24 protein-coding genes are annotated in these 22,053 nt (G+C 60.0%); 2 read left to right on the forward strand and 22 right to left on the reverse strand.

What is annotated here, in order from left to right; genetic code table 11:
* Positions 1-71: 71 nt before the first annotated feature.
* The 16 genes from HS968_RS26160 to HS968_RS26235 all read right to left on the reverse strand — a co-directional run bounded on the left by HS968_RS26160 (position 72) and on the right by HS968_RS26235 (position 15,099).
* The gene (locus HS968_RS26160; RefSeq protein ID WP_182369502.1) at positions 72-683 is read right to left on the reverse strand and encodes a LysE family transporter; all 612 of its coding nucleotides are present in this window, start codon (positions 681-683) and stop codon (positions 72-74) included.
* A 72-nt stretch (positions 684-755) separates the two neighbouring features.
* Entirely contained in the window at positions 756-2,114 is a 1,359-nt protein-coding gene (gene glmU, locus HS968_RS26165) for a bifunctional UDP-N-acetylglucosamine diphosphorylase/glucosamine-1-phosphate N-acetyltransferase GlmU (protein WP_182369504.1), read from the reverse strand.
* 113 nt (positions 2,115-2,227) lie between these two features.
* A complete protein-coding gene (locus tag HS968_RS26170) occupies positions 2,228-2,653 on the reverse strand; it encodes a F0F1 ATP synthase subunit epsilon (RefSeq protein ID WP_182369506.1) in 426 nt (141 codons plus the stop codon).
* Between the two features lie 78 nt (positions 2,654-2,731).
* Complete coding sequence (gene atpD, locus HS968_RS26175; RefSeq protein WP_119692614.1) at positions 2,732-4,108, reverse strand: F0F1 ATP synthase subunit beta; 1,377 nt, start codon at positions 4,106-4,108, stop codon at positions 2,732-2,734.
* A 30-nt stretch (positions 4,109-4,138) separates the two neighbouring features.
* On the reverse strand, positions 4,139-4,999 hold the full coding sequence (atpG, locus tag HS968_RS26180; protein ID WP_119692613.1) for a F0F1 ATP synthase subunit gamma: 861 nt from the start codon (positions 4,997-4,999) through the stop codon (positions 4,139-4,141).
* A 50-nt stretch (positions 5,000-5,049) separates the two neighbouring features.
* A complete protein-coding gene (gene atpA / locus HS968_RS26185) occupies positions 5,050-6,594 on the reverse strand; it encodes a F0F1 ATP synthase subunit alpha (protein ID WP_119692612.1) in 1,545 nt (514 codons plus the stop codon).
* A 21-nt stretch (positions 6,595-6,615) separates the two neighbouring features.
* Positions 6,616-7,152 (reverse strand): F0F1 ATP synthase subunit delta, encoded by a 537-nt coding sequence (locus HS968_RS26190; RefSeq protein WP_119692611.1) that lies wholly within the window; start codon positions 7,150-7,152, stop codon positions 6,616-6,618.
* A gap of 14 nt (positions 7,153-7,166) precedes the next feature.
* A complete protein-coding gene (locus HS968_RS26195) occupies positions 7,167-7,637 on the reverse strand; it encodes a F0F1 ATP synthase subunit B (RefSeq protein ID WP_106737960.1) in 471 nt (156 codons plus the stop codon).
* 56 nt (positions 7,638-7,693) lie between these two features.
* The gene (gene atpE, locus HS968_RS26200; protein WP_003097235.1) at positions 7,694-7,951 is read right to left on the reverse strand and encodes a F0F1 ATP synthase subunit C; all 258 of its coding nucleotides are present in this window, start codon (positions 7,949-7,951) and stop codon (positions 7,694-7,696) included.
* A gap of 134 nt (positions 7,952-8,085) precedes the next feature.
* Positions 8,086-8,952: a F0F1 ATP synthase subunit A gene (gene atpB / locus HS968_RS26205; RefSeq protein WP_182369509.1), complete on the reverse strand. Its 867-nt coding sequence runs from the start codon at positions 8,950-8,952 to the stop codon at positions 8,086-8,088.
* 17 nt (positions 8,953-8,969) lie between these two features.
* The gene (locus HS968_RS26210) at positions 8,970-9,374 is read right to left on the reverse strand and encodes a F0F1 ATP synthase subunit I (RefSeq protein WP_119692609.1); all 405 of its coding nucleotides are present in this window, start codon (positions 9,372-9,374) and stop codon (positions 8,970-8,972) included.
* 159 nt (positions 9,375-9,533) lie between these two features.
* Positions 9,534-10,403 (reverse strand): ParB/RepB/Spo0J family partition protein, encoded by an 870-nt coding sequence (locus tag HS968_RS26215; protein WP_119692608.1) that lies wholly within the window; start codon positions 10,401-10,403, stop codon positions 9,534-9,536.
* A 12-nt stretch (positions 10,404-10,415) separates the two neighbouring features.
* Positions 10,416-11,204 carry a ParA family protein gene (locus HS968_RS26220; protein WP_182369510.1) on the reverse strand — a complete coding sequence of 263 codons (789 nt, stop codon included), beginning with the start codon at positions 11,202-11,204 and terminating at the stop codon, positions 10,416-10,418.
* An 11-nt stretch (positions 11,205-11,215) separates the two neighbouring features.
* Complete coding sequence (rsmG, locus tag HS968_RS26225; RefSeq protein WP_182371695.1) at positions 11,216-11,863, reverse strand: 16S rRNA (guanine(527)-N(7))-methyltransferase RsmG; 648 nt, start codon at positions 11,861-11,863, stop codon at positions 11,216-11,218.
* Positions 11,860-13,752, reverse strand: a complete 1,893-nt coding sequence (gene mnmG / locus HS968_RS26230) for a tRNA uridine-5-carboxymethylaminomethyl(34) synthesis enzyme MnmG (RefSeq protein WP_182369512.1) — start codon at positions 13,750-13,752, stop codon at positions 11,860-11,862. The genes rsmG and mnmG overlap by 4 nt, the downstream gene beginning before the upstream one ends.
* Positions 13,753-14,175: 423 nt before the next feature.
* A complete protein-coding gene (locus HS968_RS26235; protein WP_182369514.1) occupies positions 14,176-15,099 on the reverse strand; it encodes a LysR family transcriptional regulator in 924 nt (307 codons plus the stop codon).
* A gap of 97 nt (positions 15,100-15,196) precedes the next feature.
* Between HS968_RS26235 and HS968_RS26240 the strand changes: the two genes are divergently transcribed.
* Together HS968_RS26240 and HS968_RS26245 are read left to right on the forward strand one after the other, a co-directional pair.
* Positions 15,197-16,372 (forward strand): serine hydrolase domain-containing protein, encoded by a 1,176-nt coding sequence (locus tag HS968_RS26240; RefSeq protein WP_182369516.1) that lies wholly within the window; start codon positions 15,197-15,199, stop codon positions 16,370-16,372.
* Positions 16,369-17,520, forward strand: a complete 1,152-nt coding sequence (locus tag HS968_RS26245) for an MFS transporter (RefSeq protein ID WP_182369518.1) — start codon at positions 16,369-16,371, stop codon at positions 17,518-17,520. Before HS968_RS26240 ends, HS968_RS26245 begins: the two co-directional genes overlap by 4 nt.
* A gap of 8 nt (positions 17,521-17,528) precedes the next feature.
* Here the strand turns inward: HS968_RS26245 and mnmE are convergent, their stop codons facing one another.
* The 6 genes from mnmE to HS968_RS26475 form a co-directional block, all read right to left on the reverse strand.
* The gene (gene mnmE / locus HS968_RS26250) at positions 17,529-18,896 is read right to left on the reverse strand and encodes a tRNA uridine-5-carboxymethylaminomethyl(34) synthesis GTPase MnmE (protein ID WP_182369520.1); all 1,368 of its coding nucleotides are present in this window, start codon (positions 18,894-18,896) and stop codon (positions 17,529-17,531) included.
* Positions 18,897-18,990: 94 nt separating this feature from the next.
* Complete coding sequence (yidC, locus tag HS968_RS26255) at positions 18,991-20,736, reverse strand: membrane protein insertase YidC (protein WP_182369522.1); 1,746 nt, start codon at positions 20,734-20,736, stop codon at positions 18,991-18,993.
* A 2-nt stretch (positions 20,737-20,738) separates the two neighbouring features.
* The gene (gene yidD, locus HS968_RS26260) at positions 20,739-20,984 is read right to left on the reverse strand and encodes a membrane protein insertion efficiency factor YidD (RefSeq protein ID WP_106737949.1); all 246 of its coding nucleotides are present in this window, start codon (positions 20,982-20,984) and stop codon (positions 20,739-20,741) included.
* Positions 20,977-21,381 carry a ribonuclease P protein component gene (gene rnpA, locus HS968_RS26265; RefSeq protein WP_170965158.1) on the reverse strand — a complete coding sequence of 135 codons (405 nt, stop codon included), beginning with the start codon at positions 21,379-21,381 and terminating at the stop codon, positions 20,977-20,979. The genes yidD and rnpA overlap by 8 nt, the downstream gene beginning before the upstream one ends.
* Positions 21,382-21,394: 13 nt before the next feature.
* Positions 21,395-21,529: a 50S ribosomal protein L34 gene (rpmH, locus tag HS968_RS26270; RefSeq protein WP_003246698.1), complete on the reverse strand. Its 135-nt coding sequence runs from the start codon at positions 21,527-21,529 to the stop codon at positions 21,395-21,397.
* Between the two features lie 165 nt (positions 21,530-21,694).
* Positions 21,695-22,053 (reverse strand): hypothetical protein (locus HS968_RS26475; RefSeq protein WP_238338894.1); only part of this gene is annotated, 359 nt, incomplete at its 5' end.

Genomic DNA, 22,053 nt, shown 5'->3' on the forward strand with positions numbered 1-22,053 from the left:
TTAAGTTTCGATTCGAAAGATAATGGCGCGAATCAAAACATAAGGTTTATTACTCTGCAAGCCGCCGTCGATCAGTTCAACGTCAACTTGACCCCGAAACCCACCAGGCACAGCCCTGCCAGTTTCTCCAGACCGCGCGAGATACGCGGGTTGGCGCGCATGCGCTCCGCGAGAAAATGCGTCAGCAGTACCACGAGCAAGCCGTAGAGGAAGGTCAACACCATGATGGTCACGGCCATGAAACCGAAAGTAACCAACCCCTGATGCCGCTGCGGGTCGATGAACAGCGGGAAGAAGGCCATGTAGAAGATGATGGCCTTGGGATTGAAGACGGTGATTACCAGGGTCTGCCACAGGTACTGCCGCGGTTTGATCTCCAACGTCGGCGCGGCCCCTGGCTTGGCCAGGATCATGCGCAGGCCGAGATAGACGAGGTAGCCCGCGCCAAGCCACTGCACGACATGGAAAGCCGCCGGATAGGCCTTGAGCAACGCGGCAACGCCGGCTACCGCCAACCACAGCAACACCTGATCACCGAAGATGATGCCGAAAGTCGAGGCCAGACCACCGCGGATGCCACCCTTGCCCGTGGAGAGAATCAAGGCCAGGTTACCCGGCCCGGGAATGGCCAGAAGAATGATGAAGGCCACCACGAAGGCGGCGTAATCCGTCACACCGAACATCCAACAATCCCTCCCACAGAGAAGTTATCAACAGCCCTGAGTATTGCTTGCTCAACTCAGGCACCTGCGCAATCACTTCTTGGTCGGCCGCTTCCAGCCTTCGATATTGCGCTGCTTGGCACGCCCCACAGCCAACGTATCGGCTGGAACGTCGCTAGTTACCACCGAACCGGCGCCCGTGGTGGCGCGGTCGCCCAACTTCACCGGCGCAACCAGCGCGCTGTTGGAGCCGATGAACACGTCTTCGCCCATGACGGTTCGGGACTTGTTGGCACCGTCGTAGTTGCAGGTAATGGTGCCGGCGCCAATATTGCTGCGCGCACCGATCTCGGCATCGCCCAGGTAGCTCAGATGACCAGCCTTGGCGCCTTCACCCAGCACGGCATTCTTCAGCTCGACGAAGTTACCCACATGGGCCTTGGCGCCCAGCTTGGTGCCGGGACGCAGACGGGCGAACGGGCCGCAATCCGCGCCCTCACCCACCTCAGCACCTTCCAGATGGCTGCTGGCTTTGACGATGGCACCCTTGCGCAGGATGGAGTCCTTGATCACGCAGTTCGGGCCGATCTGCACATCATCCTCGATCACTACCTTGCCTTCGAGAATCACGTTGATATCGATGGTCACGTCGCGGCCGACGGTTACTTCACCACGCACATCGAAACGATGTGGATCGCGCAAGGTCACGCCCTGAGCCATCAAGCGGCGCGCCATGCGCTGCTGGTAATGACATTCGAGCTGCGAAAGCTGGATGCGGTCGTTGGCCCCCAGCACTTCCATCTCGTCGGCAGCGCGCTCGGTGGCCACGGTCAGGCCATCGGCGACCGCCATGGCGATCACGTCGGTCAGGTAGTACTCACCCTGGGCGTTGCTGTTGGACAAGCGCCCCAGCCAGTCGGCCAGACGCTTGCCCGGTACCGCGAGAATGCCGGTGTTGCCTTCACGGATCTGACGCTGCGCTTCACTGGCATCCTTGTGCTCGACGATGGCCTGTACCACGCCATTACCGTCACGGACGATACGACCGTAACCGGTCGGGTCGGCCAGTTCGACGGTGAGCAAACCAAGCTGGTCGTCGCGAACCAGGCCCAGTAGACGCTGCAAGGTCGCGGTCTCGATCAGCGGCACGTCGCCATACAGAATCAGCACGGTGTCAGCGGCAAGGTGTGGCAACGCCTGAGCCACGGCATGGCCGGTACCAAGCTGCTCGGTCTGGATCACGAAATTCAGATCATCGGCCGCCAGTCGCTCGCGCACTTTCTCCGCACCATGGCCGATCACCACCTGGATGCTCTGCGGCTGCAGGCTGCGCGCCGTGTCGACGACGTGACCAAGCATGGGTTTGTCGGCAACCGGATGAAGAACCTTGGGCAAGGCGGAACGCATGCGCGTGCCCTGGCCGGCAGCGAGAATGACGATATCGAGCGACATGAACGGCAATTCCTTGGCAGCCTCCGGCATAGGGCGCCGGAGTATGAAACGGCAGAAATGAAAAAGGGTAGCCTAGGCTACCCTTTCTCGAACAACGGTTGAAGCTGGTGGCGTTAGCCGCCGAACTTCTTGCGCAGTTGCTGGACGGTGCGCAGCTGGGCTGCAACCTCGGCCAGGTGAGCGGCGGCGGAACTGTAGTTGAACTCAGAACCCTGCTCGCTCAGCGCTTTCTCGGCGGCCTTGAGGGCCTCCTGAGCAGCAGCTTCGTCGATGTCGGAAGCGCGTTGCACGGTGTCGGCGAGAACCTTGACCATGTTCGGCTGAACTTCGAGGAAACCACCGGAGATGTAGAACACCTCGGCTTCGCCACCCTGCTTGATCAGGCGGATCGGACCCGGCTTCAGGTCGGTGATCAGCGGCGCGTGGCCCGGAGCGATACCCAGATCACCCAGGTTGCCGTGCGCAATCACCATCTCGACCAGGCCGGAGAAGATCTCCGATTCTGCGCTGACGATATCGCAATGGACTGTCATAGCCATACGCTTGCCTCGCATTACAGGCTGTGGACAACGCTGTTATCCACAATCTGATGCGCCCGTTGCCGGGCGCATGGGTGATTACAGTTTCTTCGCTTTCTCGATGGCTTCTTCGATACCGCCAACCATGTAGAACGCTTGTTCCGGCAGGTGGTCATAGTCGCCTTTGAGGATGCCGCTGAAGCCAGCGATAGTGTCTTTCAGGGACACGTACTTACCTGGCGAACCGGTGAAGACTTCGGCCACGAAGAACGGCTGGGACAGGAAGCGCTGAATCTTACGAGCACGGGATACCAGCTGCTTGTCGGATTCGGACAGTTCGTCCATACCCAGGATCGCGATGATGTCCTTCAGTTCCTTGTAACGCTGCAGCACGTACTGAACGCCACGAGCGGTCTCGTAGTGTTCGGTGCCGATGACGTTCGGATCCAGCTGACGGCTGGTGGAGTCCAGCGGGTCAACGGCCGGGTAGATACCCAGGGAAGCGATGTCACGGGACAGTACGACGGTGGCGTCCAAGTGGGCGAAGGTGGTCGCCGGGCTCGGGTCGGTCAGGTCGTCCGCAGGTACGTATACGGCCTGGATCGAGGTGATCGAGCCTTTCTTGGTGGAGGTGATGCGCTCTTGCAGAACGCCCATCTCTTCGGCCAGGGTCGGCTGGTAACCTACTGCAGAAGGCATACGGCCGAGCAGTGCGGATACTTCGGTACCGGCGAGGGTGTAACGGTAGATGTTGTCGACGAACAACAGTACGTCACGGCCTTCGTCACGGAACTTCTCAGCCATGGTCAGGCCAGTCAGCGCAACGCGCAGACGGTTGCCTGGTGGCTCGTTCATCTGACCGTAGACCAGGGCTACCTTGTCGAGAACGTTGGAGTCCTTCATCTCGTGGTAGAAGTCGTTACCCTCACGAGTACGCTCACCCACACCGGCGAACACGGAATAACCGCTGTGCTCGATGGCGATGTTACGGATCAGTTCCATCATGTTTACGGTCTTGCCGACACCGGCACCACCGAACAGACCGACTTTACCGCCCTTGGCGAACGGGCAGACCAGGTCGATAACCTTGATGCCGGTTTCCAGCAGGTCGTTACCGCCTGCTTGTTCGGCATAGCTCGGCGCAGCGCGGTGGATTTCCCACTGCTCTTCTTCACCGATCGGACCGGCTTCGTCGATGGGGTTGCCCAGCACGTCCATGATCCGGCCCAGGGTCGCTTTACCGACCGGTACGGAGATGGCCTTGTGGGTACGGGTGATGTCCAGGCCACGCTTGAGGCCTTCGGTCGAACCCATCGCAATGGTACGTACCACGCCGTCGCCCAGCTGCTGCTGAACTTCCAGAGTGGTTTCAGCGCCGACTACTTTCAGCGCCTCGTATACGGCTGGCACCTGATCACGCGGAAATTCCACGTCGATAACGGCGCCGATGATTTGAACGATACGTCCGCTACTCATCTTTGGTTCCTCTGAATATTTGAACCGTTCTTAAACCGCGGCAGCGCCGCCGACGATTTCCGAAATCTCTTGGGTGATCGCTGCCTGACGCGCCTTGTTGTAGATCAGCTGCAAATCGCTGATCAGTTCACCGGCGTTGTCGGTGGCGTTCTTCATCGCAATCATCCGCGCAGCCTGTTCAGCCGCGTTGTTCTCGACCACCGCCTGGTACACCTGCGATTCGACGTAGCGAACCATCAGGCCGTCGAGCAGCTCCTTGGCATCGGGCTCGTACAGATAGTCCCAGTGATGCTTGAGCTGTTGATCCGGATCGGCCACCAGCGGAACCAACTGCTCCACTGTAGGCTTCTGCGTCATGGTATTGATGAACTTGTTCGAGACCACGGACAGACGGTCGATGCGACCTTCGAGGTAAGCGTCGAGCATGACCTTGACACTACCGATCAGGTCGTTGATCGATGGCTCTTCACCGAGGTTGCTGATCGCAGCGACAACATTGCCACCAAAGTTGCGGAAGAATGCCGCGCCCTTGGAGCCAATCACGCAGAGATCGATCTCCACGCCTTGCTCGCGATCTTTCGCCATGTCCCTGACCAGGGCCTTGAACAGGTTGGTATTCAGACCACCGCACAGACCACGGTCACTGCTCACCACCACATAACCGGCACGCTTTACTTCGCGCTCGATCATGAAGGGATGGCGGTATTCCGGGTTGGCGTTGGCCAGATGACCAATCACCTGGCGGATACGCTCCGCATAGGGACGGCTAGCAGCCATGCGCTGTTGAGCCTTGCGCATTTTGCTGACCGCCACTTTTTCCATGGCGCTGGTGATCTTCTGCGTGCTTTTGATGCTCGCAATCTTGCTGCGAATCTCTTTTGCGCCTGCCATTTCACACCTATCGGGTTAGCAGGCGGGCGTCTTGCGACGCCCGCTGCGGCTTACCAGGTTTGGGTGGCTTTGAACTTCTCGATACCGGCTTTGATGCCAGCGTCGATTTCGTCGTTGAAGTCACCTTTCACATTGATCTTGGCCATCAGATCGGCCAGATCACGGTTGAAGTAGCTCAGCAGAGCCGCTTCGAAGGCGCCAACTTTGTTCACTTCCACGTCGGTCAGGAAGCCGCGCTCGGCAGCGTACAGAGACACGGACATGTCGGCGATCGACATGGGCGCGTACTGCTTCTGCTTCATCAGTTCGGTAACACGTTGACCGTGCTCGAGCTGCTTGCGGGTGGCTTCGTCCAGGTCAGAAGCGAACTGGGCGAATGCTGCCAGTTCACGGTACTGAGCCAGAGCGGTACGGATACCACCGGAGAGCTTCTTGATGATCTTGGTCTGAGCTGCACCACCCACACGGGATACCGAGATACCGGCGTTGACGGCCGGACGGATACCCGAGTTGAACATGGCAGACTCCAGGAAGATCTGACCGTCGGTGATGGAAATCACGTTGGTCGGAACGAACGCGGAAACGTCGCCAGCCTGGGTTTCGATGATCGGCAGAGCGGTCAGGGAACCGGTCTTGCCAGTCACGGCGCCATTGGTGAACTTCTCGACATACTCTTCGGAAACGCGCGAAGCGCGCTCCAGCAGACGGCTGTGGAGATAGAACACGTCGCCCGGGTAGGCTTCACGGCCTGGCGGACGGCGCAGCAGCAGGGAGATCTGACGGTAAGCCACGGCCTGCTTGGACAGGTCGTCGTACACGATCAGGGCGTCTTCACCGCGGTCGCGGAAGTATTCGCCCATGGTGCAACCGGCGTACGGAGCCAGGAATTGCAGTGCGGCGGATTCCGAAGCCGAGGCGGCAACAACGATGGTGTTGGCCAGGGCGCCGGCTTCTTCCAGCTTGCGCACGACGTTGGCGATGGTCGATTGCTTCTGACCGATGGCAACGTAGACGCAGCGGATGCCGCTGTTCTTCTGGTTGATGATGGCGTCGACTGCCAGGGCAGTCTTACCGATCTGACGGTCACCGATGATCAGCTCGCGCTGGCCACGGCCTACCGGGATCATGGCATCGACCGACTTGTAACCGGTCTGTACCGGTTGGTCGACCGACTTACGCCAGATCACGCCCGGTGCCACTTTCTCGACAGCGTCGGTAGCCTGAGCGTTGATCGGGCCTTTGCCATCGATCGGGTTACCCAGTGCGTCGACGACGCGACCCAGCAGTTCCGGACCAACCGGGACTTCCAGGATGCGGCCGGTGCACTTGGCGCTCATGCCTTCTGCAAGGCTGGTGTAAGCACCCAGTACTACGGCACCAACGGAGTCTTGCTCCAGGTTCAGTGCCATACCGTAGACGCCGTCCGGGAATTCGATCATCTCGCCGTACATAACGTCGGCCAGACCATGAATGCGCACGATGCCGTCGGAAACGGAGACGATAGTGCCTTCGTTACGGGCTTGGGAGGCGACGTCGAGTTTCTCGATGCGCCCCTTGATGATTTCACTAATTTCGGAAGGATTGAGTTGCTGCATAGCTCTGCTGCCCCTTCAAACTCAAGATTTCAATGCTTCGGCCAGCTTCGCGAGTTTGCCGCGAACTGAGCCATCGATAACCAGGTCGCCGGCGCGAATCAGTACACCACCAATCAAGGTGGCATCTTCCGCGGCGTGCAGACGCACTTCTCGGCCGAGCCGTGCACTGAGAACCTTGGCGAGTTTGTCTTGCTGTTCGTCGCTCAATGCGAAGGCGCTTGTTACATCCACGTCGATCGACTTCTCCTGCTCGGCCTTGTACAGCTCGAACAGGGCGAAGATGTCCGGCAACAGGGCCAGACGGTCGTTCTCGGCGACGACATGGATGAAGTTCTGCACCTTGGCATCGAACTTGTCACCACACACCTCAATGAAGGCGGTGGCCTTTTCTGTACTCGTCAGACGCGGGGCCTTGAGCACGCGCTGCATGGTGTCGTCGAGCGACACCGCCGCAGCCAGGCCGAGCATGGCTGACCAATTGGCCAGCTGCTGGTGAGCCTGTGCGTGCTCGAAAGCAGCCTTAGCGTAAGGTCGGGCCAGCGTGGTCAGTTCTGCCATGATCGCGCCCTCGCTTAAATTTCGGCTGCCAGTTTGTTAACCAGCTCCGCATGCGCGTTTTGGTCGATGGATGCGCCCAGGATCTTCTCGGCGCCGCTGACTGCCAGGCTGCCCACTTGGGCGCGCAGGGCGTCTTTGATGCCGTTGATTTCCTGTTCGATCTCGGCCTGAGCCTGAGCCTTCACACGATCCGCTTCGCCACGAGCCTGATCACGGGCTTCGTCGACGATCTGAGTCGCGCGTTTTTTGGCTTGCTCAATGATTTCGGCGGCCTGACCTTTGGCTTCGCGAAGTTGCTGGGCCACTTTTTCGTGGGCCAGCTCCAGATCACGAGCCGCGCGGTTGGCAGCGTCCAAGCCGTCTGCGATCTTCTTCTGACGTTCCTGCAAAGCCGTAATGACCGGAGGCCATACGAACTTCATGCAGAACAGCACGAAGATGAAGAAGGCAACGGACTGGCCAATCAGGGTTGCATTAATGTTCACGCCAACACCTCGCTCGTTCGTTGTCCGTCACACCAATTCACTCGAAAGCGAGTGAATTAGCCTGCGATTTGACCAACGAAGGGGTTCGCGAAGGTGAAGAACAGTGCGATACCAACACCGATCATGGTCACGGCGTCCAGCAGACCGGCGACGATGAACATTTTAACTTGCAGCATCGGAACCATTTCCGGCTGACGCGCAGCGCCTTCCAGGAACTTACCACCCAGCAGACCGAAACCGATGGCGGTACCCAGGGCACCCAGGCCGATCAGCAGTGCAACGGCGATAGCGGTCAAACCAACTACAGTTTCCATTTTTCCTCCCGACTTACAGTCGTATTGGTTAAGGTTTTTGATGAAGCGGTAAAGCGAAATCGTTTTTTACTGCGTCCCCGTTACAGGGATTGTCCCGGCGGCGTCACGGGTGACACCGCGGAACGTCATGCACCTTAGTGGTTATCTTCATGCGCCATCGACAGATAGACGATGGTCAGCATCATGAAGATGAACGCCTGCAGCACGATGATCAGGATGTGGAAGATGGCCCAGGCCAGCTGCAGCACACCGCCCAGACCGCCCAGCAGCAGGCCGCCGCTGTACATGATGGCGATCAGGATGAAGATCAGTTCACCGGCATACAGGTTGCCGAACAGTCGCAGGGCCAGGGATACCGGCTTGGCGATCAGGGTGACGAATTCGAGCAGGAAGTTCACCGGGATCAGCAGGATCTTCAGGGCGATGTTGTTCGAGCTGAACGGGTGCATGGTCAGCTCGCCAAGGAAGCCGCCGATGCCCTTGACCTTGACGCTGTAGAACAGGATCAGAGCGAACACCGACAGAGCCAGGCCCAGGGTGGCGTTCGGGTCGGTGGTCGGAACCACGCGGAAGTACAAGTGCGGATCGCCCGCAATGGTGGCAGCCAGCATCGGCAGCCAGTCGACCGGGATCAGATCCATGAAGTTCATCAGGAAGACCCAGACGAAGATGGTCAGGGCCAGCGGAGCGATCAGTGCATTACGGCCGTGGAAGGTGTCCTTCACGCTGCCATCGACGAACTCGACCAGCACTTCGACGAAGTTCTGCAGGCCGCCAGGCTGATCGGAAGTCGCCTTGCGTGCCGCCAGGCGGAACAGAAGGATGAAGATCAGGCCGAGAACCACCGACACCGCCAGGGTGTCTACGTGGAAGGCCCAGAAGCCCATTTCTTTGGCTTCTTGTGCTGTGTGGGCGAAACTCCAGCCATTCACCGGATGCTGACCGTAGGTCAGGTTCGTCAGGTGGTGCTGGATGTAACCCGAAGCGGTATCTGCTGCCATTATTTGCCCCGAACGCTTTAAGGTCTTGAAAATTTCGTTATCAGCAGCGGGGAAAACCAGCTGACCATCAGGGTCAGCAGGTAGGCGCCGAACAGCATCGGTGCCTCCATGGGTTTCACGCCCGCAAACGCCAGTGCAAAGAGCACGAACGTCAAAATCAGTTTTCCTGCTTCGCCCGCATAAAAAGAACGGACGATTTCCCGCGCTGCCCGCGCTCCGCTAAATCGGAACGCTTTGTGGGCGAAATACAGGTTGGGCAACCAGGCGATCAGTCCGCCAATCAGCGCTGAGTAACCCGCTACGTTGCCTCGCCACTGCCAGCCCACCGCAGCGGCCAGCAGCAGGACGATAAGTTGGGCCACCAATACCGGAAAAACCGGCAGACGATGGAAGGGCAGGCGCTTTGGCATGCGGCGTTCCATCAACTGATGTCCTCGACTATCGAACGCTTTAACTCAATGAATTGGCATAAAAAGTGCCAACAAAATTGCGCGCAGAGTATAGGGGGCCAATCCCCCCCATTCAACTGCCGGGTAGTGTTTTCCGACCATGCGCTACATGGTCAGATGTGGCGAATTGTTTCAGCGGATATGGGCAAGTACGCCCTGCAATTCGTCGAGGGAGTTGTAGCGAATGACCAGCTGACCTTTGCCCTTGGAGCCGTGTTTTATCTGCACTGGCGAGCCTAGACGCTCTGCCAGGCGTTGCTCCAGACGACTGATGTCAGGGTCGGCCTTGGCTTTGGTTGGGGCCGGTTTGGCGGACAGCCACTGGCGAACCAGGGCTTCGGTCTGGCGAACGGTGAGGCCGCGTGCGACAACGTGTCGCGCAGCTTCGACCTGTTGTTCGAGGGGCAAACCGAGCAATGCACGGGCATGTCCCATTTCCAGATCGCCATGGGCAAGCAGCGTCTTTATCTCTTCCGGCAGGGCGATCAGACGCAGCAGGTTGGTCACGGTGACGCGGGACTTGCCGACGGCATCGGCGACCTGCTGCTGAGTCAGCTCGAATTCCTGTTGCAGCCTCTGCAGGGCAACCGCTTCCTCGATTGGATTGAGGTCTTCGCGCTGGATGTTCTCGATCAGTGCCATGGCGATGGCCGCTTCATCGGGCAGCTCACGCACCATGGCCGGAATCTTGTCCTGGCCGGCCAGTTGACTGGCACGCCAGCGCCGCTCACCGGCGACGATTTCGAAACGACCACCGCCAATCGGACGCAACACGATGGGTTGCATGACGCCCTGAGCACGGATCGAGGCAGCGAGTTCTTCCAGCGCGGTCTGATCCATGTCGCGACGCGGCTGGTACTTGCCACGCTGGATCAGATCCAGCGGCACGTACTGCAGTTCACGGGTGTCGGCCTGGGCGGCCTCTTCCTGCAATGCGCCAACGGTGTTGCCGCCGAGCAGGGCGTCCAGACCTCGACCCAGACCTCGTTTCTTCGCAGCCATGCGGATGTTCCTTTAAGCGGTAGCGGTTTTCGCGGCAGCGCGCTGACGGCGCACCAGCTCGCCTGCCAGCGCCAGGTAGGCGATGGCACCACGGGATTGTTTGTCGTAGACCAGCGCCGGCATGCCGAAGCTCGGCGCCTCGGCCAGGCGCACGTTGCGCGGGATCACGGCGTCATACAGCTTGTCGCCGAAATGCTGCTTGAGCTGAGCGGTAACGTCGTTGGTCAGGCTGATGCGCGGGTCGTACATGGTGCGCAGCAGACCTTCGATCTGCAGCTTGGGATTGAGCAGTTGGGCGATGCGCTGGATGCTGTTGACCAGGTCGCTCAAGCCCTCGAGCGCGTAGTACTCGCACTGCATGGGGATGATCACGCCATCGGCGGCGACCAGGGCGTTGATGGTCAGCATGTTCAGCGATGGCGGGCAGTCGATGAGGATGTAGTCGTAGTTCTCGCGGATCGGCGCCAGGGCATAGCGCAGGCGGCTCTCCTTCATCTTCATTTCCAGCAGTGCGACTTCTGCAGCGGTCAGGTCACGGTTGGCCGGCAGCAATTGATAGCCGCCGTGCTCGGAGAACTGCATGGCCTGACTCAGGTCGCATTCGCCGATCAACACGTCATAGATCGAATGCTCCAGAGCATGCTTGTCGACACCACTGCCCATGGTGGCGTTGCCCTGTGGGTCGAGGTCGATCAGCAGCACACGCCGCTTGGTCGCCACCAGTGAAGCAGCCAGGTTGATGCACGTCGTGGTTTTGCCCACGCCGCCTTTCTGATTGGCGATCGCGAATACCTTGGCCATCTTCTTTCCCCTTAGACCGAGCGACGCAGTATCAACAGATGGCGTTGGCCTTGGCAACCGGGAACCCGCAGTACATGCGTGGCACTGAGACGGAAGTCCGCCGGCAGCGCCTGCAACTCGTCATCCGGGTGCACGCCTTTCATCGCCAGCCAGTGGGTTTCTGCACTGCCGAGGTGGCGCGTCCAGTTGCTGAAGTCATCTAGGCTGCTGAATGCACGCGAGCTGATGCCGTTAAAAGGCTGCTCGGGTCGATACGCCTCGACCCGGTTGTGGACAACCTCGAGGTTGGCGAGTTTCAGCTCCAGTTTGACCTGGGTGAGAAAGCGGGTCTTCTTGCCGTTGGAATCGAGCAAGGTGAAACGCCGCTCGGGGAACATGATCGCTAGCGGCACGCCGGGCATGCCGCCGCCGCTGCCAACGTCCAGCCAGTTATCCCCAAGCTCGGCGACGAAGGGCACCACCGACAGGCTGTCGAGCAGATGGCGTGACACCATCTCGTCAGGGTTGCGCACGGCGGTGAGGTTGTAGGCCTTGTTCCACTTGATCAGCAGGCCCAGGTAGGCGAGCAGTTGCTCCTGCTGCTGCGCGCTGAGCTCGATGCCAAGCTCGCGGGCGCCCTGGATCAGTTCTTCGGCATGACGCTGGGTAACCGACATCAGGCGCTCTGCTCCAGCTTCTGGCCGGCGCTGCGCTTTTTCAGGTGAATCAGCAACAGGGAAATCGCCGCAGGCGTGACGCCTGGGATGCGACCAGCCTGGCCAAGCGTGGCGGGACGGGTGTTGCCCAGTTTGAACTGGATCTCCTTGGACAGCCCGGAAATGCTGCTGTAGTCCAGATCCTCCGGCAGCTTGGTGTCCTCGCTGGCACGCAGCTTGGCGATTTCTTCCTGCTGGCGATCGATGTAACCAGCGTACTTGGTCTTGATCTCGACCTGCTCGGCAACCTGATTGTCCAGAACCGGCGACTCGGTCACTTCGGCCAGACCGGCATAATCGATCTCCGGGCGGGCAAGCAGGTTGAGCAGGTTGTATTCGTGAGCCAGCGGCGTACCGAAACGTGCGGCGATGGCATCGCCCTGTGGCGTGCCCGGGCGCACCCAGGTGCTCTTCAGGCGCTGCTCTTCCTGCACGATGCCTTCGCGCTTGGCCTCGAAGGCCGCCCAGCGCTCGTCATCGACCAGACCCAGCTCGCGACCTTTCTCGGTCAGGCGCAGGTCAGCGTTGTCTTCGCGCAGGATCAGCCGGTACTCGGCACGCGAGGTGAACATGCGGTACGGCTCCTGGGTGCCCAGGGTAATCAGGTCGTCGACCAGCACACCGATGTAAGCCTCGTCGCGACGCGGACACCAGGATTCCTTGCCCTGCGCGCGCAGCGCGGCGTTACAGCCAGCGAGCAGGCCCTGGGCACCGGCTTCTTCGTAACCAGTGGTGCCGTTGATCTGCCCGGCGAAGAACAGACCACCGATGACCTTGGTCTCGAGGCTGTACTTCAGGTCGCGCGGATCGAAGTAGTCATACTCGATGGCATAGCCGGGACGCACGATGTGGGCGTTCTCCATGCCACGGATGCTGCGCACGATCTGCAGCTGCACGTCGAACGGCAGCGAGGTGGAGATGCCATTGGGATACAGCTCGTGGGTGGTCAGGCCTTCCGGCTCGATGAACACCTGGTGGCTGTCCTTATCGGCAAAACGGTGGATCTTGTCCTCGATCGACGGGCAATAACGCGGGCCCACACCTTCGATCACACCGGAGTACATCGGCGAACGGTCGAGGTTGGCGGCGATGATCTCGTGGGTGCGCGCGTTGGTGTGGGTGATCCAGCAACTGATCTGCTTGGGCTGCTGCTCACGCTTGCCGAGGAAGGACATCAGCGGCGTCGGTGTATCACCAGGCTGCTCGGTCATCACCGAGAAGTCCACGGAGCGGCCATCGATGCGCGGTGGTGTACCAGTCTTCAGACGGCCAACGCGCAACGGCAGCTCGCGCAGACGGTGAGCCAGGGCGATGGAGGGTGGATCGCCGGCGCGACCACCGGAGTAGTTCTGCAGGCCAATGTGGATAAGTCCACCAAGGAACGTGCCTGTGGTCAAAACCACGGAATCCGCGTGGAACCTGAGCCCCATCTGGGTGACGACACCTTTGACTTGCGCGTTTTCCACAATCAGGTCATCAGCGGCCTGTTGAAAAATCCACAGGTTGGCCTGGTTCTCGAGAATTTCCCGTACGGCAGCCTTGTACAGAACACGATCAGCCTGCGCACGGGTGGCGCGCACGGCCGGGCCTTTACGACTGTTGAGAATGCGGAACTGGATGCCGCCCTTGTCGGTAGCGGTGGCCATGGCGCCACCGAGGGCATCGATTTCCTTGACCAGATGACTCTTGCCGATACCACCGATGGCCGGGTTGCAGCTCATCTGGCCAAGCGTCTCGACATTGTGGGTCAACAGCAAGGTCTTCACGCCCATGCGTGCCGCCGCCAGAGCGGCCTCGGTACCGGCATGACCGCCACCGATCACGATCACGTCAAAACGGGAAGGGAAATCCACCACGCACCTCGTGCCTGTTGAGAAGGGGTCTGAAAGAAAGGCGGCAAGTATAGGGACTTAAGCCTCCTGAATGAAGCCTTCTGCACAAAAAATAGCCAGCTCGATGGATTGGGCAAGCGCTCTTTCCCCAGACCTGTTCACCCGGGTTTGGCCTGTGAGCTTATAAAGAATAAGAAGAGAGAATTTTTATAAAGCTTGTTCTTTATGTTTATGTATAGAGAACAGTCTTTCTGTGGATAAGGTTCTACAGCCCTTTTATTACAAGGTATTCAGCTCAGCATAAGCCTGTGCCATTCCTGCCCGGAACCGCTGGGAAAGCTGCTGAACCCCTGTGTATGAAAGGGGCTGTTATGCACAGGGGGATTTACACCCAGCTTTGTCAGAGGCTTATGGACTGGGCTCAGGGGCGGTTTTCCACAGGGTTCACGCGGCTGTTAATTGATCCTTGGCGACGTTGCCATGGCCTGCGAATACCCGGGCACAGAGGAAATCGATCAGCACGCGAACCTTGGGGGACGGGTGTTTGCTCGAGGGCCAGAGGATGTTGAAGGTATTCGTCCGTCGCGCCTGGTCGGGCAAGACCCGGCACAGGCTGCCGTCCGCCAGGTGGCTGAGCACCGAGAAGTCCGGCAGGCAGGCGATGCCACGGCCCTGGCGGGCAAAGCAGACGCGGGTTTCGATGTTGTTGCAGATCATCGAGGTGGGGAGCTGGATTTCCGCTTCGCCTTCGGTGAGCTGCAACGGCCAGGTTTCCAGCTTGCCGCTGTTGGGAAAGCGGTAATGCAGGCAGAGATGCTCGCGCAGATCGGCTGGGGATCGGGGTGTGCCGTGCAATTGCAGGTAGGCGGGAGACGCGACCAGCATCAATTCGAATGAGCCGAGATGACGGGCCGAAAGGCGTGAATCCGATGGCGTGCCGGTACGCACCACGGCGTCGAAACCTTCTTCGATGACATCCACCAGGCGGTCGCTGAAGTCCAGATCCAGCTCGATGTCCGGATAGGTCGCCATGAACTCGCCGAGCACCGGCAGAACCAGAGAGCTGACCAGTGGCAGGCTCACCCGCAACTTGCCGCGAGGCGATCCCGACGCCTGGGAGAGTTCCTGTTCGGCGGCTTCGATCTCCGCCAGGATTCGCCGGCTGCGTTCAAGAAACAGTCGGCCTTCGGCGGTAAGGGTGATGCTCCGTGTGCTGCGGTGAAACAGTCGTACGCCGAGCTTTTCCTCGAGGCGGGCGACGCTCTTGCCGACCGCGGACGCGGAAACCCCGAGCAGCCTTCCCGCCGCCACGAAGCTGCGGGTTTCGGCAACCTGCACGAACACGTTGAAACCGTTGAGGCTGTCCATCATTCCCCCTTATTGCGGACGTTTATTTCCGTACTACTAGGAAATCTATCCTACTTTTTCTCCAATCATCCGCTTCTTATCGTCTCGGCAGGCTTTTATGAACAGGGTGTGTGCCGTGACGGATTTCTCTTCTTCCCGTATTCAGGACGTCGTCGACCAGGCGCTGGAGGAACGGCGGCTGGTCGGTGCCGTGGTGCTGGTGGCACGTGATGGCGAGCAGGTTTATCAACAGGCTGCCGGTCTGGCGGATCGTGAACAGAACAGGGCGATGAGCGTGGATGCTCTGTTTCGCCTGGCGTCGGTGAGTAAACCTATCGTGGCGAGTGCGGCGATGCGCTTGGTGGCACAGGGGCGCCTGGCGCTGGATGGCGCTATCGATGATTGGTTGCCGGAGTTTCGGCCTTTACTGGCCAATGGGCAGCCGGCCAGGATTACTCCACGGCATTTGCTGAGCCATACGGCGGGGTTGGGCTATCGCTTTCTCGAAGCCGATGCCACGGGAGCCTATGCCCGCGCCGGCATCTCGGATGGCATGGATGCCGCGAGCATCGACCTGCAGGAAAATCTGCGGCGTATCGCCAGCGTGCCGTTGCTTTATCCACCGGGCACGGCCTGGGGATATTCACTGGCCAGCGATGTGCTGGGGGCACTGATCGAGCAGGTTCAGGGCTGCTCGCTCGCACAGGCGGTACGCCAATTGGTGACGGAGCCGCTGGGTATGCCTGACACATCGTTCGTGGCAACGAACGCCGTGCGCATGGCCACGGCTTACGTCAGTGGCGATCCTCAACCGCATCGTCTGCGCGAGGGGGAGGTCGTCTCGCCATTTGATGGTGCCGTCGGCATCCCCTACAGCCCAGGGCGGATTTTCGATGCCTCTGCCTTCCCCTCCGGTGGCGCGGGAATGGCCGGGACAGCGCCGGATTTTCTACGCCTGCTGGAAGCCTTGCGGACGAACGATGAGCGCTTGCTGCAGGCCGAGTGGGTGGCCGAGATGGGCCGTGATCAGTTGGGTGGCCTTGAGTTGCCTAATGCGCCGGGCTTCGGTTTTGGCCTGGGCTTTTCAGTGCTGCGTGATCGCCATTCGGCCGCTTCGCCCGAGTCGAACGGAACCTGGCGCTGGGGTGGTGCCTACGGGCATTCCTGGTTCGTTGACCGGGCGCGAGGGCTGAGTGTGGTGGCGTTCACCAACACGTTGTACGAAGGGATGTCCGGACGCTTCGTCAACGATCTGCGCGACGCGGTCTACGCCAGCCTGGACGGTGCACGATGAACCCGGCGCAGCGCCTGCCACTTGGCGCACTGCTGGCATTGGCCATGGGCGGATTCATCACCATCCTCACCGAAGCCCTGCCGGCCGGCCTGTTACCGCAGATGGCGGCGAACCTGGGGGTGTCCGAGTCCTGGGTGGGGCAGACCGTCACCCTGTATGCCATTGGTTCGCTGATCGCGGCGATTCCTCTGACGTTGCTGACCCAGGGGTATCGGCGTCGCCCGTTGTTATTGACCGCCCTCGCCGGCTTCGTGCTGGCCAATACGGTCACGGCGTTATCCACAGACTTTTCCCTGATCCTGCTGGCCCGCTCGCTGGCGGGGGTATCCGCTGGTCTGTTGTGGGCATTGCTGGCCGGTTACGCCGCGCGCCTGGTGCCTGAGCACTTGCAAGGTCGAGCGATTGCGGTGGCCATGGTCGGCACGCCTTTGGCGCTGTCGCTGGGCATTCCATTGGGAACCTGGCTCGGAACCCTGGTTGGCTGGCGGGTCTGTTTTGCCATCATGAGTGGCTTGGCGCTCGCTCTGATGATCTGGGTGCGCTGGCGGCTGCCGGATTTTCCGGGGCAAGCCAGAAGTCGGCGCCTGCCGCTCGTCCAGGTGTTCCGTCTGCCGGGAGTGCGTACGGTGCTGTTCGGGGTGCTGGGCTTCGTGCTCGCGCACAATCTTCTTTACACCTATATCGCGCCGTTTCTGGCGGCAGCCGGAATGCTCGAGCACATCGACCGGGTTCTGCTGATCTTTGGTCTGGCCGCGTTGCTGGGGATCGGGATTGTCGGCGTATTGATCGACCGCCACCTGCGCCGGATGACCCTGGCCTGCACATTGGCGTTCGGCGCCGCTGCCGGCGCGCTGGCGATTGCCGGCCAGCAGCCACTGATGATCTATCTGGCGGTTGCCGTCTGGGGACTGGCGTTCGGCGGCGCTTCCAGTTTGTTCCAGACGGCGCTGGTCAGGCGTGCCGGTGATTCGGCGGATATCGCCCAGGCCATGCTGGTCACGGTGTGGAACACGGCCATCGCCGGAGGAGGCATCCTGGGCGGCATCTTGCTTGACCGCCTCGGAGTTGCCGCCTTCGCGCCGGTGTTGGTGATGTTGTTGCTGGCCACACTCGTCGTGGTGGCCGCGAGGAGGCAGGGTTTTACCTGAAGTGCTGTTTATTTCCCGATGCAGAAACTGGAAAAAATCCGCCCGAGCAGATCATCGGAGCTGAAGGCTCCGGTGATTTCACCCAGGGCCTGCTGGGCCATGCGCAGATCTTCGGCAAGCAATTCGCCGGCGCCCATCAGGGTCAGTTGCGCACGACCATGTTCCAGGTGTTGTTGGGCCTGCAGCAGCGCTTCGAGATGGCGGCGGCGGGCGCTGAAGCCGCTTTCGGCGGTCTGTTGATAACCCATGCAGGCTTTCAGATGGTCGCGCAGCAGATCCAGTCCGGCTGCGGATTTGGCCGACAGGCTGAGGGTGACGTGGCCGTCGGCGCTGGTTTCCATGGCCACGGATTCGCCGGAGAGATCAGCCTTGTTGCGAATCAGGGTGACGTGCGCCGGGTCGGGGCGCTGCTCGAGGAATTCCGGCCACAGCGCGAAGGGATCGCTGGCCTCTGGTGCGGTCGAGTCGACCACCAACAGCACCCGGTCAGCTTCACCGATGGCCTTGAGTGCACGTTCCACACCGATCTTTTCCACGTGGTCATCAGTGTCGCGCAGGCCAGCGGTGTCCACCACGTGCAGCGGCATGCCGTCGATGTGGATATGTTCGCGCAGCACGTCACGGGTGGTGCCGGCGATCTCGGTGACGATCGCCGCCTCGCGTCCAGCCAGGGCATTGAGCAGGCTGGATTTGCCGGCATTCGGCCGGCCGGCGATGACCACGGTCATGCCGTCGCGCAGCAAGGCGCCCTGGCCGGCTTCGCGTAGCACTGTGGATAAGTTATCCCGGACACCGTCGAGTTGGCTGAGGACATGGCCATCGGCCAAGAAGTCGATCTCCTCTTCCGGGAAGTCGATTGCCGCTTCGACATAGATGCGCAGTTGGATCAGCGACTCGGTCAGGGCGTGAACCCGCTTGGAGAATTCCCCTTGCAGCGAACGCAGGGCATTGCGTGCCGCCTGCTCCGAGCTGGCCTCGATCAGATCGGCGATAGCTTCGGCCTGAGCCAGGTCGAGTTTGTCATTGAGGAATGCGCGCTCGCTGAACTCACCAGGGCGAGCCAGGCGAGCACCGAGTTGCAGGCAACGGCGGAGCAATAGATCGAGTACCACGGGCCCACCGTGGCCCTGCAATTCCAGCACGTCTTCGCCCGTGAAGGAATTCGGCCCTGGAAAGTAGATGGCCAGACCTTCGTCCAGCGACAGGCCCTGTTCGTCATGAAAGGCGCCGTGATGAGCGAAGCGTGGTTTCAGTTCACGCTTGCAGATGGCCTGGGCCAATTGCCCGGCCAGTGGCCCGGAAACCCTTACGATGCCCACGCCGCCACGTCCTTGAGCGGTGGCAACGGCGGCGATAGTGTCCCGGGCGATGTGCATGGCGATCTACTCTCTGGCGTTTTCATCTGTTCTTGCAGATAGCAAAACGCCCCAATCATGGGGCGTCTGCTTGAAGCTGGGAAGCCTTGGCCAATCAGGCGCTGGCGGACTTCGTAGCGGCTTCGATCTTGCGGGTAATGTACCACTGCTGGGCGATGGACAGGATGTTGTTGACCACCCAGTACAGCACCAGACCTGCAGGGAACCACAGGAAGAAGAAGGTGAAGATGATCGGCATCAGCTTCAGCACGCGTGCCTGCATGGGATCCGGCGGCGTCGGGTTGAGCTGCTGCTGGATGAACATGGTCGCGCCCATGATGATCGGCAGGATGAAGAACGGATCCTTGATCGACAGGTCGGTGATCCACAGCAGCCAAGGCGCCTGACGCATTTCCACGGATTCCAGCAGTACCCAGTACAGGGCGAGGAACACCGGCATCTGCACCAAGATCGGCAGGCAGCCGCCCAGCGGGTTGATCTTCTCTTTCTTGTACAGCTCCATCATCGCCTGGGACATCTTCTGGCGATCGTCACCGAACTGCTCTTTCAGAGCCTGCAGCTTTGGCGATACGGCACGCATGCGCGCCATCGACTTGTAGCTGGCAGCCGAGAGCGGGAAGAAGATCAGCTTGATGATGATGGTCAGAACGATGATCGACCAACCCCAGTTACCCAGCAGGCCGTGGATCACTTCCAGCAACCAGAAGATCGGTTGGGCGAGGAACCACAGGAAGCCGTAGTCGACGGTCAGCTCCAGGCCAGGCGACAAGGTGCCGAGGTATTCCTGCAGCTTGGGACCGGCATAGAGAATGGCGGACGTTTCACCCTGCGCCCCCGCGGCAACCTGCACGGCCGGGCCAGTGAAACCTACGATGTAGTTGCCCTGGCTATCCTTGCGGGTCTGTACCAGGTTGGTGCTGTCCTTGGACGGCACCCAGGCAGTGACGAAGTAGTGTTGCAGCCAGGCAACCCAGCCACCCTGCACGGTTTCCTTGAAGGACTGCTTGTCGATGTCCTTCATGGAGATGCGCTTGTAGGGATTGTCAGCAGTCCACAGCGCAGCACCCAGATAGGTCGCGGTACCGGTAGCGGTAGTGGACGACGGGTCGCCACTGTTGTCGCGCTTGAGCTGGGCAAACAGGTTACCGCTCCAGGCCTGCTCGCTCTGGTTGTCGATCAGGTAGCGGATATCGACCTGATAGGAAGCAGGATCGATGCAGCCAGTTTTCTTCTGCTGCTGCTCGCGTGCGGAACACTGTGGATTGAGACCGCGCTTGAAGCTGTAGCGCTTGATGTAGTTGACCCCGTTGTTGCTGTAGGTGAGGTCTACTACCAGGCTGTCCTGGCCTTCGGCCAACTCGTAGCTGGTCTTTTCACTCGTCCACAGGGCGCGGCCACCCGAGCTGTCAGGAGCGTTCTGGCCAATCAGGCCGCTCTGAGCCAGGTAAGTGCGCTCGTTGCCATTGTCGAACAGCTGGAACGGTACGTCCGGGCGATCCTGGCGACGTGGGTACTGCGGCAGGCGCAGTTGCACGATGTCACCACCACGCGGATCGATGGCCAGATCCAGTACGTCGGTTTTCACGCGGATCAACTCGTCGCTGGCCACCGCGGTGGGGGCGACGGCTGCTGCACTGGGCTCAGCCACGGCAGTGGGGATGTCGTCGGTAGCACCACTGGAATTTGCCGCCGGGGTATCCGGCAAGGCGGGCGTCGCAGCGGTCGAGGAACGTACCTCGGCCGGCAGGGCAGCCTGACCATAATCCTCGTTCCATTGCAGGACCATGAGGTAGGACACGACTGCCAGGGCGACGATCAGGATCGAACGTTGGATATCCATGATTATTCGGCCATCGAAGGGGAACGGGATGTTTTTGCGGGTGGAACCGGATCGAAACCGCCGGCATTCCAGGGATGGCAGCGACCGAGACGGCGAGCTGCCAGCCAGCCACCACGCAGGAAGCCATGTTGCTCAATGGCTTCGTATGCATAGCAGGAACAGCTGGGATAGAAGCGACAATGGCTGGCCATCAGCGGGCTGATGGCATAGCGATACACCTGGATACAGGCTAAGGCCGCTTTACGCATGGGGATTGTCGCTTGTCCCGGAGGATAAATCTGCGTCCCTGTTGGGCCGGCTACGGGCCAAGCGTTTCCAGAGTTTGCCGAATTGCTGGGCAAGTTCGACATTCTCCAGATCGCCTAGCCCTTTGCGGGCGACCACCACGATATCCCAGCCCACCAGGTTGTCCTGGCTGAGACGGAAGGATTCGCGGATTTGACGCTTGATGCGGTTGCGCTCGACGGCGAGCTTGACGCTCTTTTTGCCGATCACCAGACCAAGGCGGGGATGATCAAGCTGGTTATCGCGCGCTAGCAACAGGACACTTTTGCCCGGAGCTTTACCGCTTGGGGAGTCGAAGACTGCCTTGAATTGCCGGGGAGTCAGCAGTCGCTTTTCCCGGCCGAAGCCTCGACTCACCACCTGTCTGGATGAATTAGACAGTCAGACGCTTACGGCCCTTGGCGCGACGACGCGACAGGACGGCACGACCGTTCTTGGTGGCCATGCGGGCACGGAAACCGTGGGTGCGAGCGCGCTTGATGGTGCTGGGTTGGAAAGTGCGTTTCATGGTGCGTTACCTGGGTGATCGACTAGGGTCGGAATGACCCTGGTTTAAAGAGACCGGCAATTCTAGAGAAAGCCGCGCGGTAGGTCAATTTCCAACCAGCCTTATTCGCCATATAGAGATAGAAAGAAGGAAAGGTTTAAAGCTCTTTTTCTATGTTTATGATGATTAGCCTTGATCAGGCTTGTGGAAAACCTCCTCAAGCGCCTGCAAGCGCTGCTCTCGAGGCAATGATAAAGCTGTCCAAAAGAGCTGCATCTGCTGTGCGTATGCTGCGTGTTGACTGGGGATGGAATGCGGGTTTACCCACAGCCTGGTTTTGCACCCGTATATACACAGGCTTGTGCAAAGACTTGTCGGGTGCTTATCCACAAGGTTTATGTAGCCTCTGATAAGCCTGATGAATGTAAATAAGGCTTTGATTTTACTTGGCCATCTACTTGCGACCATGTGGATAACTAGGTCGTTGGCCGGTACAATGGCAGCTGTTTTTGCATCGCCGCCTGGATAGGGGATAGTCAGTGTCA

Origin of the sequence: Pseudomonas berkeleyensis (assembly GCF_014109765.1) — a bacterium.
Classification (GTDB): domain Bacteria; phylum Pseudomonadota; class Gammaproteobacteria; order Pseudomonadales; family Pseudomonadaceae; genus Aquipseudomonas; species Aquipseudomonas berkeleyensis.

Bases quoted from the DNA above. Each gene is read 5' to 3' on its own strand.
- HS968_RS26160 (WP_182369502.1), bottom strand. From the start codon at position 683: ATGTTCGGTGTGACGGATTACGCCGCCTTCGTGGTGGCCTTCATCATT.
- glmU (WP_182369504.1), bottom strand. From the start codon at position 2,114: ATGTCGCTCGATATCGTCATTCTCGCTGCCGGCCAGGGCACGCGCATG.
- HS968_RS26170 (WP_182369506.1), bottom strand. From the start codon at position 2,653: ATGGCTATGACAGTCCATTGCGATATCGTCAGCGCAGAATCGGAGATC.
- atpD (WP_119692614.1), bottom strand. From the start codon at position 4,108: ATGAGTAGCGGACGTATCGTTCAAATCATCGGCGCCGTTATCGACGTG.
- atpG (WP_119692613.1), bottom strand. From the start codon at position 4,999: ATGGCAGGCGCAAAAGAGATTCGCAGCAAGATTGCGAGCATCAAAAGC.
- atpA (WP_119692612.1), bottom strand. From the start codon at position 6,594: ATGCAGCAACTCAATCCTTCCGAAATTAGTGAAATCATCAAGGGGCGC.
- HS968_RS26190 (WP_119692611.1), bottom strand. From the start codon at position 7,152: ATGGCAGAACTGACCACGCTGGCCCGACCTTACGCTAAGGCTGCTTTC.
- atpE (WP_003097235.1), bottom strand. From the start codon at position 7,951: ATGGAAACTGTAGTTGGTTTGACCGCTATCGCCGTTGCACTGCTGATC.
- atpB (WP_182369509.1), bottom strand. From the start codon at position 8,952: ATGGCAGCAGATACCGCTTCGGGTTACATCCAGCACCACCTGACGAAC.
- HS968_RS26210 (WP_119692609.1), bottom strand. From the start codon at position 9,374: ATGGAACGCCGCATGCCAAAGCGCCTGCCCTTCCATCGTCTGCCGGTT.
- HS968_RS26215 (WP_119692608.1), bottom strand. From the start codon at position 10,403: ATGGCTGCGAAGAAACGAGGTCTGGGTCGAGGTCTGGACGCCCTGCTC.
- HS968_RS26220 (WP_182369510.1), bottom strand. From the start codon at position 11,204: ATGGCCAAGGTATTCGCGATCGCCAATCAGAAAGGCGGCGTGGGCAAA.
- HS968_RS26235 (WP_182369514.1), bottom strand. From the start codon at position 15,099: ATGGACAGCCTCAACGGTTTCAACGTGTTCGTGCAGGTTGCCGAAACC.
- HS968_RS26240 (WP_182369516.1), top strand. From the start codon at position 15,197: ATGAACAGGGTGTGTGCCGTGACGGATTTCTCTTCTTCCCGTATTCAG.
- HS968_RS26245 (WP_182369518.1), top strand. From the start codon at position 16,369: ATGAACCCGGCGCAGCGCCTGCCACTTGGCGCACTGCTGGCATTGGCC.
- mnmE (WP_182369520.1), bottom strand. From the start codon at position 18,896: ATGCACATCGCCCGGGACACTATCGCCGCCGTTGCCACCGCTCAAGGA.
- yidC (WP_182369522.1), bottom strand. From the start codon at position 20,736: ATGGATATCCAACGTTCGATCCTGATCGTCGCCCTGGCAGTCGTGTCC.
- yidD (WP_106737949.1), bottom strand. From the start codon at position 20,984: ATGCGTAAAGCGGCCTTAGCCTGTATCCAGGTGTATCGCTATGCCATC.
- rpmH (WP_003246698.1), bottom strand. From the start codon at position 21,529: ATGAAACGCACTTTCCAACCCAGCACCATCAAGCGCGCTCGCACCCAC.